The sequence below is a fragment of the Paraburkholderia sp. PREW-6R genome (assembly GCF_039621805.1).
Lineage (GTDB): Bacteria > Pseudomonadota > Gammaproteobacteria > Burkholderiales > Burkholderiaceae > Paraburkholderia.
In genome coordinates, this window is sequence record NZ_CP155073.1 from 613,490 (window position 1) to 627,729 (window position 14,240).

General features: G+C 62.8%; 9 protein-coding genes. 8 read left to right on the forward strand and 1 reads right to left on the reverse strand.

The window, feature by feature from the left end; genetic code table 11:
• The gene (locus AAGS40_RS02740) at positions 1-2,343 is read right to left on the reverse strand and encodes a hypothetical protein (protein WP_345813029.1); all 2,343 of its coding nucleotides are present in this window, start codon (positions 2,341-2,343) and stop codon (positions 1-3) included.
• 803 nt (positions 2,344-3,146) lie between these two features.
• Here AAGS40_RS02740 and AAGS40_RS02745 point away from each other — a divergent pair.
• The 8 genes from AAGS40_RS02745 (at position 3,147) to AAGS40_RS02780 (ending at position 14,208) form a co-directional block, all read left to right on the forward strand.
• Complete coding sequence (locus AAGS40_RS02745) at positions 3,147-4,157, forward strand: helix-turn-helix domain-containing protein (protein ID WP_345814218.1); 1,011 nt, start codon at positions 3,147-3,149, stop codon at positions 4,155-4,157.
• Between the two features lie 98 nt (positions 4,158-4,255).
• On the forward strand, positions 4,256-5,842 hold the full coding sequence (locus tag AAGS40_RS02750) for a sugar phosphate nucleotidyltransferase (protein WP_345813030.1): 1,587 nt from the start codon (positions 4,256-4,258) through the stop codon (positions 5,840-5,842).
• Between the two features lie 50 nt (positions 5,843-5,892).
• Positions 5,893-7,278, forward strand: coding sequence for an undecaprenyl-phosphate glucose phosphotransferase (locus AAGS40_RS02755; protein ID WP_345813031.1), 1,386 nt, complete (start codon positions 5,893-5,895; stop codon positions 7,276-7,278).
• 67 nt (positions 7,279-7,345) lie between these two features.
• Positions 7,346-8,485, forward strand: a complete 1,140-nt coding sequence (locus AAGS40_RS02760) for a polysaccharide biosynthesis/export family protein (RefSeq protein WP_345813032.1) — start codon at positions 7,346-7,348, stop codon at positions 8,483-8,485.
• Between the two features lie 49 nt (positions 8,486-8,534).
• Complete coding sequence (locus AAGS40_RS02765) at positions 8,535-10,769, forward strand: polysaccharide biosynthesis tyrosine autokinase (RefSeq protein WP_345813033.1); 2,235 nt, start codon at positions 8,535-8,537, stop codon at positions 10,767-10,769.
• Positions 10,770-10,869: 100 nt separating this feature from the next.
• The gene (gene gmd, locus AAGS40_RS02770) at positions 10,870-11,988 is read left to right on the forward strand and encodes a GDP-mannose 4,6-dehydratase (protein WP_345813034.1); all 1,119 of its coding nucleotides are present in this window, start codon (positions 10,870-10,872) and stop codon (positions 11,986-11,988) included.
• A 5-nt stretch (positions 11,989-11,993) separates the two neighbouring features.
• The gene (locus AAGS40_RS02775) at positions 11,994-12,953 is read left to right on the forward strand and encodes a GDP-L-fucose synthase (protein ID WP_345813035.1); all 960 of its coding nucleotides are present in this window, start codon (positions 11,994-11,996) and stop codon (positions 12,951-12,953) included.
• Positions 12,954-13,065: 112 nt separating this feature from the next.
• A complete protein-coding gene (locus AAGS40_RS02780) occupies positions 13,066-14,208 on the forward strand; it encodes a glycosyltransferase family 4 protein (RefSeq protein ID WP_345813036.1) in 1,143 nt (380 codons plus the stop codon).
• Positions 14,209-14,240: the final 32 nt, after the last annotated feature.

Genomic DNA, 14,240 nt, shown 5'->3' on the forward strand with positions numbered 1-14,240 from the left:
CTACCGTGCGACATAACCTTCCGGTGTGGTCACAGCATCTTTGAATACGTCCGCGTTGCCGGAGATCACGTAAATCGGAGCAGGCGAGAGTTTCAGACTCGCCACGCCGTCGCGATAAGGCAGGGTGGCCGGGTTGCCCATCATGTCGAGCACCGTCACCTCGCCGGACTTGCCGGGTGCGTCCACGCGCAGACGATAATCCGCTCTCAGACTCGCGTCGAAGCCCGTTCGCGCGCTCCAGCGGTCGTTGTCATGTGTCCAGAGCGCGGTCACGATCCTGCCGCCGCCGAGGCGGCGAAACGCGTAGCCGTACACGTTCTTCGGCAGACCTTTCAGCGGCCCGAGCGTATCCGTTCCGTCGATGATCCGCGTCATCGCGGCTATCGCCAGTGCCGCGGGCTTCGGACTGATGTGCGTCGCGCCGTAAGCGCCGGTTGGGTGATCGAGCTCGAAGAAGATGCCGTAGCCCGGCGCGGCGTCGGGCATATCGGCGAGGTAGAAAATGTAGGTCATGTCCGCGCCTTCGCCGAGCAGGATCAGATGCGTGCGCGCGACCACCGCCGCCTGCGCGTACAACACGTTTGCGCCCGGATAGTCCTTGCGATAAGCCTCGCCAATGTCGTAGCTGATGCCGGTTTCCGTCACGAATAGCGGTGCGCCGGGCTTCAGGTACAGGCGCATTTCGTGGCGCAGCGCGCGCATCGCGGCCGGCAGCGCGCCGGGCACCGTGCCTTCGTTAGCCGTGTCCGCCACGCGTTCCGGCGGATGCGAAGGCGTCGTGCCGATATCGTAATAGCCGTGCACGGTCATGCCGTCCATGTAGTGACCGATACCAAGCGGACCCAGGCGGCGCATGAATTTCACGTTGCCTTGCACCGAAGAATACGTGAGCCCCATCACGACCGCATGCGGATCGGTCTGGTGGATGCCTTCCCACACCGCCTTGTACATGGCGATGAAATTCGCGTCGGTGTCACGCCACGGCAGGCCGCCATCGGCGTCGGGTTCCCATGTCACCTGATAGTAGTTGTCGCGCTGTTTCGGGAAATAGGTCGTACGCACACGATTCGACTCCGTACCGACCTTCGCCATGTAGTCCCGCATCTGCGCGAGCGAGGTCGGCGCGTAGCTATGCGTCTCCTTGCCCGTCGGACTGGCCCATTGCGGAATGCCGTCGAGCTGGATCAGGCGCATGATGTCGCCGCGCCGGAAATACGGCGCGAGCTGTTTCGTGGCCGGGTCGAACGTGCCGGGTTTGTTGGGCTCCTCCACGTACCAGTTGCGGTTGTCGTTGACCCACGACAGGCCGAGCGCGGTATAGACCGGGCGATAGCCGTCGCCGTCGCAGCAATGCTGGCCTGGCGCGATGTAAGCGGTGCCCTGGCCGCCGAAGCGATGCAGATCTTCATAGGGAAAGTGCACGGCCGGCAACGCGGCAAGGGTCTGCGGCAGCACGCCGAAGGTGGCGATGCCCATGGGCCGTGTTCCCCGGGCGCCGAGCTGGCCATGCGCGCGTTCGAGCGACGCCGACACCGCAAAGTAACCCGCAACGGACGATGCGCAACTGAGCGTGGAAAGCGTTGCCCCGGCCGGCACAGCGAAGCGGCCGCTCGCGCGCACGGCGTTCCAGCTATCGCGTATCTGCCACGCGAGCGTATCGCCTTGCGCGGGTCGCGTGATAAAGGTCAGCGCAAACGGCAGGGACGCGGCGAACAGACGTGTGCCGTCGCTCGGCGTGTCGGCCTCGATCAGATCGCCGCTCGCGGCTGCCCTGACTTGCGACGACGGCGCGGCGCAGCGCAGCCCTTCGCCCGGCGGCGCTTTCAGGTTGGCCGAGGGGTTCGCCGACGGGTTAGCCGACGGGTTAGCCGACGCGGCAGCTCCGTCGGCGGGCGCGAGGTCCGGCGCTCCGGGCGTCGATGATGCCGACGGTGCGGCGGACTTGCCGCTCGCGCCTGCGGCCGCCACCGGTGCGAACGCGCAGCGCTTCTCGACGCCGGGGGCGGGGTCGCCAAACACAGCGTTATTGCAATCCGCGGTGTTCGAAAACGTCTTGATGACATGCTGTGCCGGTGTGCCGTACAGCACGTCGCGCGCGCCGTCGAACCTGCAGGTGCCGTATTCGGCGGCGCAGGGCGTCCATGTCCGGCCTTCGGCCTTGAATGACGCAGTGCTCGCGACGCCATCCGCGCTCGCAGAAGGCTGCGCCGCGTCTGTGGTTGTAGCGCCGGTGACTAGCGCGAGGGCGACGATGAACGCTACTGGCGCGCGCCAGTGTGCAGCGCCCGTCGCGAGAGTGGCAGCACGCTTTTGTAGCGCACGACTTGCCCGTGTATTCGACATGTTGTCCCCGTGCCGTTCGCGGTTTGAATGCCGGCGACGCTGCGTCGCCGGAAGACTGATTAGCCAGGCCAGAGCCGCCTGGGGTACGCCATATTGGAAAGTGTTGCGGCCAGAACATAGGCCACATCCGCTCCCGACTGACGGAAATGGAAGTCGCGCCAAGCATCAGATTCCGCCACTGCTCGCCCTGTCGCCCAGCATGATCGAGCAGCCCGATATATATGTTTCACGTCTGAAACACGAATTGTCGAAGTATATATTCCATTCTTCCAATTAACTGCCGGTTAAATAGTTTGTTCGCCGACATAGCCGCTTGAATCGCACAGAAGCCCGGATTATTCGCGCTGTAATCCGGAACGGGTGTTCGGAACCGCGAGACCGCCTGATGGTGTGATGGACAGCGCGGTAAGCGAGAAGATTCAACGCTTTGTGGGCAAACAGACAAAAAACCGGGTGGTTAAAATCAATAATACTCAACAGTATGAATTGCACCTGAAGCGTTTTGGAGCAGTAGAGGTATGTGCGGTGCCGAACGAAATAAGCTTTTTGCTTGAATTAAGATTCGCTCCATGCTGATTCAATGATCTGTGGAATGAGCGATTAAGTCTCCAGGAAACGCGTCGGGTGCCGACACTTTCCGACAGTCACTGCCCGAACAGCACCACAAAACGCCAACATGTCCGCCATTTCAGACATGGCGGCCAGACACTTGAACGTCGGACCGATTTTGCAGTGCAGGAAGGTGTTCTTGCGCAGGCCGATCAAGTGAACAAGTAGATCCGTTTCTTGGTGAGAGGATGACCATGACCTGCGCGAGTCTCGAGTCCGCAATGCTGCGCTGGGTGCACGCTCCGAACAAGGGGATGCGTCGCATCGCGATACTGATGTTCAACGACTGCTCGTTGCAGGGCGCGGGCGTCGTCGCCGAAGTATTTCAGACTGCGAACGAACTGGCGTCTTCCGGTTCGGGCGGCTGGCTGTACGACGTATCTTTCCTGTCGGCCGACGGCGGCATGGTGACCTCGTCGTCAGCGCTGCGCGTGTGGACCGACGGGCTCGATGCACGTCACTACAGCGGTTTTGACGCGCTCTACGTAGCGGGCGGCAAGGGCGCCTTCGCGGCGGCCAACGACGAGCGGCTGATCGCATGGCTGCGCCGCGTGCGCCGCCATACCGGCACGATTCGCCCGATCGGCGAAGGGCGCGCGGTGCTCGACGCTGCGTTCGCCACCGATGGCAGCGAGACCAGCGACGTGCGGCCGCTCACCCTGACCACGGGCCGTTCGCCGGAAGCCGGCGCTGCCGATTCCGGCGACCGCCTGGAGTCGATGCGAAGCGCCCTGGCCATGATCAAGCGCGACCTCGGCAGCGCCACGGCGCGCACCGTTGGCGAGCGCCTCGTTGCCGACTCCTGCACGAACATTGCGCCGCTGCTCGGCGAAGACGGCGGCATGAGCCCCGGCGACAAGGTGCGCGCCGCAGCTCGCTGGCTGCAGGAAAACTGCCAGCAGTCTATTTCGATTGCCGATGCCGCCCAGTTCGCGGCGATGAGCGAGCGCAATTTCCTGCGCCGTTTCAAGATGGAAATGGGCATCACCCCGTCTAGCTTCCTGCTGCACGAGCGCCTGGCGGTGACGTGCAGCCTGCTCACCGAGTCCGAGTTGCCGGTCGACAAGATCGCGCGCCGGACCGGCATGGGCAACGGCGATCGGCTCGCGAAAGTGTTTCGCAAACGCATGCGGATTTCCCCCACCGAATTCAGGATTCAAAGTCGCCGCCTGGTCGGCGAACAACGGGTTTCGAGCAACGAATAGCGCGTAGCAGGGACGAGGCCAGCCGGCCGGAGAATGCAGTGCCGGCGAGCGTCGATGCGGCCGATCGTCAGGCTCAGGGAATGATAAGGAATACGAATATGTTAACCCAGGAAACAGTGAGCGCCGCTTCGGCCGATCCGAAGGGCACGGGTACCGCGCCGGTGGACGCGCGTTGCACGCGTATCGTGCCGGTCATTCTCGCGGGCGGCTCGGGCACGCGGCTTTGGCCGGTGTCGCGCGAAAACTTCCCGAAACAGCTGATCGACGTAGTCGGTTCCGACTCGCTGCTGCAGGCAACCGCGCGGCGCATGAAGGACTTTCCGTCGGGCTGGAACGTGGACGCGTCGCCGATCATCGTATGCGGTGAAGAACACCGCTTCGTCATTGCCGAACAACTTCAGGAAAACGGCGTGGATGCCCGCCTCGTCGTCGAGCCGGCCCGACGTGACACGGCGCCTGCGTTGACGCTGGCTGCGTCGCTTGCCCGCGCGAACGGCGAGGACGCGATCCTCATCGTGATGCCAGCCGACCATGCGATAGCGGACAACCCGGCGCTTCAGCTTGCGCTGCAAAGCGCGGCACGTTACGCGCAAGGCGGTTCGATCGCGACGCTGGGCGTGCCGCCCACGCGCCCCGACACCGGATTTGGCTATATCCGCATCGGCACGCCGCTGTCGGCGGGCGCATATGCGATCGACGCTTTCGTCGAAAAGCCCGCCGAAGAGATCGCGGCGCAGTACGTGGAAGCAGGCACGTACTGGTGGAACAGCGGCATTTTCATCGTGCGGGCGAGCGTATGGCTCGACACGCTGAAGCGCTTGCAGCCCGCCATGTATGCGGCGTGCGAGCGTGCTTTCACGGGCGGCCGGCATGACGGCGCCTATTTCCGTCCGCTGGTCGAAGCATTCCTTGAATCGCCGTCGGATTCGATCGACTATGCGATCATGGAGCGCCTGACTGAAACGCGGGACGCCGTGGAAACCGGGCACGCAGACGCAACAGTGGCAACGCAGGAGCCGGCATCGCCGGTGCAGGCTTATCCCGCCGGCGTGGTCGTGGCGCTGGAGGCCGGCTGGTCCGATCTCGGTTCGTGGGACGCCGTATGGGCCGCGATGGAGAAGGACGTGAACGGCAACGCGGGACGTGGCCGCGTAACGTTCGAAGGCGCGGTGTCGAGCTATGCGCATTCAGAAGGACGGCTGGTCGCGTGCGTGGGTACGACGAACGTGGTGGTGGTCGAAACCGCCGACGCCGTGCTCGTGGTGGACCGCTCGCATGTGCAGGACGTGAAGGGGCTGGTGTCGCGCATCAAGGCGCAACGTGCGCCTGAAGCCGACGCGCATCGCAAGGTACGCCGTCCCTGGGGCTTTTACGACTCCATCGACCACGGCGAACGCTTTCAGGTGAAGCGCATCGTCGTGACGCCCGGCGCGCAGCTGTCGCTACAATTGCACCACCATCGCGCCGAACATTGGATAGTCGTGCGCGGCACGGCGCTCGTCACGCGTGGCGACGAGCAGTTCCTGCTGAGTGAAAACGAATCGACCTACATTCCGCTAGGCACCCGTCACCGACTCGAAAACCCGGGGAAGGTGCCGCTCGAGATCATCGAAATCCAGTCCGGCGCCTATCTGGGCGAGGACGATATCGTGAGATTCGACGACAACTACGGCCGCTGCTCGTAAGCAGCTCGCCAGATTCATTACCACAAGAACGGCAAAACGAGGTAATCAGAATGCGCAGGTTTCAGGATTTGCTCGCGCGGTTTTTCGATGTGGCGTTTGTGTTGGCGGGCGCGGCGGTGGCATCGCAAATCCGCTTCGATTATCTCGCTCAATCAGGGTTCTACTGGACGCTGGTGATGTTTTCGGCCGCGTTCGCGCTGGCCATTTTCCCGGCGTTCGGTGTGTATGAATCGTGGCGCGGCCGCTCCAAGCTCGCGCTCGCGGGCCAGGTGTCGCTCGCCTGGCTGATCGTCCAGGCCACCGCGCTCATCCTGATGTATTCGCTTCACCGCATCGACTTCGTATCGCGCCTGTGGTTTTCTTATTGGACCGCGATGACGGGCGGTCTGCTGATTTCGTATCGCCTCATTACGCACGCCGTGCTGGCGAGCGCTCGCGTTGCGGGCATGAATCTGCATCAGGTCGCAATCGTGGGCAGCGGCTCGCAATGCGACGCGATCATTCGCCGTATTCATGCCGCGCCCACCACCGGCTTTCGCGCGGCGGCGGTCCTGAATACGAGGCCGGATACGTCCGCGTCGACCCAGAGCCGCGTGCCGGTGTTCAGCGAGGTCGATGCGCTCGCCGACTACGTTCGCAGCAACGACGTGCACGAAATCTGGCTGATGCTTTCGCTTGCCGAGGAGCCGCTCATCTCGGCGCTCGTCAACGCGTTCCGTGACGATCTCGTGAATATCCGCTTCATGCCGGACGTGCGCAGCATTGCGCTGTTCGAAGGCAGCGGGCTGATCGAAGTGCTCGGCGTGCCGGCGATCAACCTGGTCGCGTCGCCGCTCTCGGCCAGCTCGATGCTGAAGAAAGAGATCTTCGACCGGCTGTTCGCGCTGGTCGCGCTGGCCGCGCTCGCGCCCGTTCTGCTGGGCATCGCGGTCGCCGTGAAGCTGTCCTCGCGCGGCCCGGTGTTCTTCAAACAGAAGCGAAAAGGGGCGGACGGCCGTGTTTTTACGATCTACAAGTTCCGCTCTATGCGCTTGCATACAGAAGAAAAGGGTATGCTCAGGCAGGCTACACGCAATGACCCGCGTGTAACCCGCGTCGGCGCTTTTCTCCGTCGCACCAGTCTTGACGAACTGCCGCAGTTTTTCAACGTGCTGCTTGGGGATATGTCAGTTGTGGGACCGCGTCCTCACGCACTCGAGCACGACGACCTGTATCAGAAAGTGGTCGCGGGCTATATCAACCGTTATCGGATCAAGCCGGGCATTACAGGCTGGGCCCAGATTAACGGATTTCGGGGCGAGACGGACCGACTCGAAAAGATGGAACGTCGTGTTGAACACGACTTGTATTACCTGGGGCACTGGTCGTTCGCACTCGACATGCGGATTATCGGCGCGACGATCGTTGCCGGACTTGGACATCGCAACGCTTACTAAGCAATTAACGAGCACGCGCGGCTCTGACTCCCATGTGGACAGGGGCCGTGACGCAAGGAGGAACATCATGAGCTCACTTGGGGTACGCACAGGAAGTCTCCTGGTTTTCGCAACTGCCGCACTGATTTCCGGTTGCGGCATTGCACCGGGCCAGCGGATGGTAACGCCCGCTACGCTGCAGGATACGGGTGGCGATTTCAGTACTGAAGCCGCCACGCAGCAGACCGTTCCAATCACGGATATCAATCTCACGATGCTGCGCAAGCTGCACACGGCGCAAGCGTCCGCGCCGCTGCCGGCGCAGACGCTTGCGCTGTTCGGCAAACCGACGGCTTACAAGGTCGGGCCGGGCGACGTGTTGCAGATCGTCGTATGGGACCACCCGGAACTGGCGGCCGCACTGGGCCAGCCGCAGCAGAACTCGAAACCGTCGGACGCCGCACCTGGCTTCCTGATCGACGAGAACGGCGACGTGCAATTCCCGTACGCGGGCAACGTGCACGTGGCGGGCAAGGACGTGACGACAATCCAGAAGGAATTGCACCGCCGTCTGAGCAATGTCTATCAGAAGCCGGAGGTCACGGTACGGGTCGCTTCGTTCCGTAACGCGCAGGTGTTCGTGGACGGTGAGGTCCGCACGCCTGGCTCGCAATCGCTGAACGACATTCCGATGTCGCTGATGACCGTGATCAACCAGGGTGGCGGGTTCACGGCGAATGCCGACCGCAGCCGCGTCGAACTGATCCGCAACGGCACGACGTACCAGCTGAACGTGGACGATCTGATTCGCCGCGGCCGCAATCCGTCGGACATCTACCTGCAGCCGGGCGACCTCGTGCGTGTGAACTCGCGCGAAGACAGCGGCGTGTACGTGATGGGCGAGGTGAACAAGCCCGCCACGATCCTGCCGATGCGCAACGGTTCGATGACGCTGTCGCAAGCGATCTCGGACAGCGGCAGCTTCGACTCGAACACGGCGGCGGCGAAACAGCTGTTCGTGATCCGCAATTCGACGAGCGAAACGCCGCAGATCTATCACCTCGATGCCACCTCGCCGGTATCGATGATCCTCGCTAATCAGTTCGAGCTCGAGCCGAAAGACGTGGTGTACGTCGGCCAGGGCGGACTGGTCCGCTTCAACCGCGTGCTGAACCTGCTGCTGCCGGCAATCAATGCGGCTGTGACGGGCGCCGTGCTCGCGAAGTAAAAACCGCGCAATGTGATCTTGAACCGCCGGGCTTTGTTGGGTGAAGAAAATGGCAATCAACTTCGAAAACCGCTACACCGATGTGTCCGGGCCGGACGAGCTCCATCTCTCGGACTACCTGCGCACGATCGTGCGCGGCTGGCGCACCATTGTCATGGTGACGCTGATCGCACTGGTGCTGGGATGCGCTTATGCGTTCCTTGCGCCGCCCACGTATCGTGCCGACGTGCTGTTCCACGTCGAGGACAAGACCGCGAATGCGAACGCGAACGGCAAGGACTCGTTGCCGCCGCTCACAGGCATGTTCGACACGAAGCCGTCTACCGCGGCTGAAATCGAACTGCTGAAGTCGCGGCTCGTCACCGAAGAAACGGTCAAGACGCTTCACCTCGACATCTCGGCAACACCGCGCTATTTCCCCGTGATTGGCGGGGCGATTGCGGGGTTGGTGAACGGGCAGTGGGGCTTCAGGCTGCCGCAGTTCATCAACCTCTCCGGCTATGCCTGGGGCGATGAAAGTATTCAAGTGTCCCGTTTCGACACCTCGAAAGAGATGTACGACACGACCTTCACGCTGATCGCCGGCAACGACGGCGCGTACGTTCTGCGTGACAAGAACGGCATCGCGCTCCTGTCCGGCAAGGTCGGCGAAACGGTGCAAACGGATACGGCCGACGGTCCGATCACGTTGCACGTCGACAAGCTGGTCGGTCCCGCTGGTTCGCGTTTCGAATTGACGCGCGCTTCCACGCTCAGCACCGTCGACCGCCTGCAGAAGCAACTCGTGGTGGCGGAAACCACGCTCCAGTCCGGCGTGATCCGCGCCAGCCTGGAAGGCAGCGACAGCGCGTTGACGGCTGCGATCGTCAACAGCATGGCACGCGAGTTCGTGCGCCAGGACGTGGAGAGCCGCTCGGCCGAAGCCGAGCACATGCTGGCCTTCCTCGACCAGCAATTGCCGGGTCTGCGCAAGGAACTCGACGACGCCGAACAGCGTTACAACAAGTTCCGTAATACGCACGGCACGGTCGATCTGGGTGAAGAAAGCCGCCTGCTGCTGCAACAGGTCGTCGACAACAAGACGAAGCTGATGGACCTGCAACAGCAGCGCGCGGAGATGTCGCAGCGCTTTACCCCGCACCATCCGGCGGTAGCAGCCCTCGACGCACAGATCGCCGCACTGGAGGCACAGGCGGCCAACATGAACCGTAGCGTGGCCGTGATGCCCGATACGGAACAGACGGCGCTGCGCCTGTTGCGCGACGTGCACGTGGATACCGATCTGTACACGAACCTGCTGAACAGCGCGCAGCAACTGCGTGTGGCGAAGGCCGGCCAGGTGGGCAACGTGCGTGTGGTCGATTACGCCGAAGCGCCCGACGAACCCGTGCGTCCGAAGCGTGTGCTGGCCATCCTGATCGCGCTCGGCGGCGGCTTGCTGGTGGGCATCGTGCTGACCTTCTTCAAGCGTGCGATGTACGGCGGCGTGGAGCGCCCGGACGAACTCGAAAGCATGCTCGGCGTGCCGGTGTTCGCTGTGGTGCCGCGCAGCCAGAACCAGTTGCGCCTGCAGGAAAACGTCATGCTGCGTCGTCGCGGACTGCACGTACTGGCTCAGACCGCGCCGGAAGACATCGCGGTGGAAGGCGTGCGTAACCTGCGCACCTCGCTGCAACTGTCGCTGGATCATGCCGAGAACAACGTGGTGATGATCACCGGTTCGCGGCCCGATTCGGGCAAGTCGTTCCTCTCCGTGAATCTGTCCGCGCTCGTCGCATCGGCTAACAAGCGCGTACTGATCATCGACGGCGACATGCGCCGCGGCGACGTGCACTCCCACTTCGGCATTGCGCATCAACCGGGTCTGTCAGACGTGCTGAGCGGCGGCGATCTTGCGTCGATGATCCAGCGCGACGTGCTGCCGGGTCTCGATGTGCTGGCCAAGGGCGCGCTGCCGTCGCATCCGTCCGAGCTGCTGATGAGCAAGCGTTTCGAAACGCTGCTCGAAGAAGTGAAATCGCAATACGACCTCGTCATCATCGATACGCCGCCGGTACTCGCCGTGACGGATTCGACGGTGATCGGCAGGTACGCGGGCACGACGCTGCTGGTGGTTCGCCACGGCCGTCATCCGCTGAACGAAGTGACCGAGACCGCCAAGCGTCTGCGTAACGGGGGTGTCGGAGTCAGGGGTGTGCTGCTCACGGACGTGCCGCAGGAAGGCGCGTTCCTGGGTTCGGGGTATCAAGGTGGTTACTACGGGTACGACAGCATCGCGGGTTGATTGAAGCGGCCGCCTGGCAACAGGCGAGGCGGCCGCCGCACACCGCTGTCTAACCGTGCAAAGAGAATAGGACTGCCAAGTTTAATTAGGAGAATCCTCCATGAAACGCAAGATCGCGCTGATTACCGGCATTACCGGACAGGACGGGTCGTACCTGGCCGAGCTGCTTCTCGAGAAGGGCTACGACGTACACGGCATCAAACGCAGGTCGTCCCTGTTCAATACAGACCGGATCGATCATCTTTATCGTGATCCCCATGATCCGGAGCAGCGGCTCTTTCTGCATCACGCGGACCTGACCGACTCGACGAGCCTGCTGCGCGTGATCCAGCGTGTCGAACCGGACGAGATTTATAACCTCGCGGCGCAAAGCCACGTTGCGGTGTCCTTCGAGGAACCGGAATATACGGCCAATGCCGATGGCCTCGGCGCGCTGCGGATTCTCGAAGCGATCCGGATTCTCGGCCTGCAGAACAAGACGCGCTTCTACCAGGCTTCGACCTCCGAACTGTACGGTCTCGTGCAGCAGGTTCCGCAGTCGGAGACCACGCCGTTCTATCCGCGCAGCCCGTACGCGGTCGCAAAGATGTTTGCGTACTGGACCACGGTGAACTATCGCGAGGCTTATGGTCTTTACGCGTGCAACGGCATTCTGTTCAATCACGAGTCGCCGGTGCGCGGCGAGACGTTCGTCACGCGCAAGATCACGCGCGCGGTCGCCCGTATCGCGGTCGGCATGCAAAAGACGCTGTATCTCGGCAACCTGTCCGCGCTGCGCGACTGGGGCCATGCACGTGATTACGTGGAGATGCAATGGCGCATGCTGCAACAGGAGCAGCCGGAGGATTACGTCATCGCCACGGGTGTGCAGTACAGCGTGCGTCAGTTCGTTCAACATGCGGCCGCTGAGCTCGGCGTGACCGTGCGCTTCGAAGGCACCGGCGTGGACGAAGTCGGCATTGTCGAAAAGGTGGAAGGGCGCGAGATCAAGATGTCGCCGGGCGACGTGATCGTGCGGGTCGATCCGCGCTATTTCCGCCCCGCCGAGGTCGAGACGCTGTTGGGCGATCCGTCGAAGGCGCATGCGAAGCTCGGATGGCAGCCGACCACGTCGTTCGCGCAACTGGTCAAGGAAATGGTGCGCTCCGACTATCAGATTGCACGCCGTGACGCGCTTGTCACGCTGGCCGGTTTCACCGCGCTTGAACATCACGAGTGATCGCAATGGACAAACAGGCACGCATCTTCGTCGCGGGGCACCGCGGCATGGTCGGCTCCGCGCTGGTGAGACGCCTGAGCGCAGCGGGTTACGCAAATGTGATCACGCGCACGCGGGCGGAACTCGACCTGACCGATCAGGCGGCCGTGGACCGCTTTTTCGAAAGCGAGCAGATCGACGTGGTGCTGCTTGCGGCCGCGCGCGTGGGCGGCATTTTCGCCAACGCGTCGCGCCCGGGTGAGTTCATCTATGAAAACCTGGTGATCGAAACCAACGTGATTCACGCCGCGTACCGCGCGAAGGTAAAACGGCTGGTGTTTTTCGGCTCGTCCTGCATTTATCCGAAGGCGTGTCCGCAGCCGATCCGCGAGGAGTACCTGCTGAGTTCGCCGCTCGAACCGACGAACGAGGCCTACGCGATCGCGAAGATCGCCGGTCTGAAGCTGTGCGAAGCGTACAACCGCCAATACAGCACGCAGTATGTGTCGCTGATGCCGACGAACCTGTACGGCCCGAACGACAACTACGATCTGAACAGCAGCCACGTGTTGCCGGCGCTATTGCGCAAGGCGCACGAGGCGAAGATGAAGGGAGAGCCGACGCTGGCCGTTTGGGGATCCGGCACGCCGCGCCGCGAGTTCCTGCATGTCGACGATCTCGCAGCGGCGACCCTCTTTGTGCTCGAACAGAACGTGACGGAAGGGCTCTTCAACGTGGGCGTGGGGCAGGACCTGTCGATCCGCGAACTGGCGGAATGCATCTGCAAGGTGGTGGGCTTCGAGGGCGAACTGGTGTTCGATGCGTCGAAACCCGATGGCACGCCGCGCAAGCTGCTCGACGTGTCGCGCCTCATTGCGATGGGCTGGCACGCGACGATCGGCCTTGAAGAAGGCATCGCGGCCACCTACCGGGATTTCATCGCCACGCACGCCGGTTCGGTGCCGGCTGCCGCCATGCAGGCCTGAATGCACGAGGCGCCGTTTGTTCGCGGCGCCGGCGGCATCGTTACGTTGAGACGTTGTGCGCGCGCTCCGGCGCGGGGCACGCAGGGAAGTTTTTTCGAGGAGCGGCATTAAAATGACAGCGTCAGTCACGATCTTCCATAACGTCGTGTGGTCGCGCCACAAGGGCGTTGTGTTCTCTGCGTTGCACAATATTTCGGCATCCGGAGCAATTCGTTACTCGATGGTGCAGATCGCGGACACGGAGCACGACCGCATCGGCTTCTCCGATGTCGACTATTCGTATCACCGTTATCCGATGCAGAAGCTGTTCGACGGCTGCTACGAAGACGTGCCGACCATGAAGATGATCGCGCGGCTCACGTGGGAAGTGCTGCGCGCCAAGTCGGATCTCATCGTACTGCCCGGTTATCACCGTCCGGAGTATTGGGCAATGCTCGCCGCCTGCATCGTCACCGGCAAGCGTCGCGCGGTGTTTTGCGATTCCACCGCACGTGACCGGCCGAAGAAACTGCTCACCTCCATTCCAAAGCGCGTGTTCTTTTCGCTGTGCGACGGCTATTTCGGCTTCGGCGAACGCAGCCGCGAATACTTGATGTCGCTCGGTGCGAAGCGCGAGAAGATTTTTATCCCGTGTCAGGCCGCGGCGTTGCCCGGCTCATTTTCGCCCGAGCGTGCGCTGGTGGAGCGTACCGCTGCGCGCGCGGGCAACGAACCGGTGTTTCTGTACGTGGGGCGCCTGTCGGAAGAGAAGGGTATCGGCACGTTGATCGAAGCGTTCGCGGGCGTGCGTCGGCGCATACCCGCGGCGAAGCTGCGCATCGTGGGTACGGGACCGATGGCCGCCGCACTGCACACCAAGGTGGCCGAGCTTCAATTGACCGATGCGGTGACATTCGTCGGCAGCCTTCAGGACGAGCCGCTCACACGCGAGTATTACGGCGCCACGTGCATGGTGTTGCCGAGCTACAGCGAACCGTGGGGCCTCGTCGTCAACGAGGCGCTCGCGCATGGCTGCCCGGCGGTGGTGAGCGAGAGCTGCGGTTGCGTGCCCGAACTGGTGATCGACGGCGTGAGCGGCTATGCGTTCACTGCCGGCGACGTGGCCGGATTGCAGCGCACGATGCTCAAGGCAATGGAGGCGTTTGCCGACGCCGGGGGCACGGCGCGCCGCTGCATGGATGTGATTCGCCGCTTCGATCCGCCGTCTGCCGCAGCCAATATTGCCCGCGGTTGCGCGCTGATGTTGAGCGACTGAGTTGCAGGATGGCCGCACGGCCATCTTGTGAT

Excerpts from the sequence above, each read along its gene's own strand:
- gmd (WP_345813034.1), top strand. The coding sequence starts at position 10,870 with ATGAAACGCAAGATCGCGCTGATTACCGGCATTACCGGACAGGACGGG.
- AAGS40_RS02745 (WP_345814218.1), top strand. The coding sequence starts at position 3,147 with ATGACCTGCGCGAGTCTCGAGTCCGCAATGCTGCGCTGGGTGCACGCT.
- AAGS40_RS02740 (WP_345813029.1), bottom strand. The coding sequence starts at position 2,343 with ATGTCGAATACACGGGCAAGTCGTGCGCTACAAAAGCGTGCTGCCACT.
- AAGS40_RS02765 (WP_345813033.1), top strand. The coding sequence starts at position 8,535 with ATGGCAATCAACTTCGAAAACCGCTACACCGATGTGTCCGGGCCGGAC.
- AAGS40_RS02780 (WP_345813036.1), top strand. The coding sequence starts at position 13,066 with ATGACAGCGTCAGTCACGATCTTCCATAACGTCGTGTGGTCGCGCCAC.
- AAGS40_RS02750 (WP_345813030.1), top strand. The coding sequence starts at position 4,256 with ATGTTAACCCAGGAAACAGTGAGCGCCGCTTCGGCCGATCCGAAGGGC.
- AAGS40_RS02760 (WP_345813032.1), top strand. The coding sequence starts at position 7,346 with ATGAGCTCACTTGGGGTACGCACAGGAAGTCTCCTGGTTTTCGCAACT.
- AAGS40_RS02755 (WP_345813031.1), top strand. The coding sequence starts at position 5,893 with ATGCGCAGGTTTCAGGATTTGCTCGCGCGGTTTTTCGATGTGGCGTTT.
- AAGS40_RS02775 (WP_345813035.1), top strand. The coding sequence starts at position 11,994 with ATGGACAAACAGGCACGCATCTTCGTCGCGGGGCACCGCGGCATGGTC.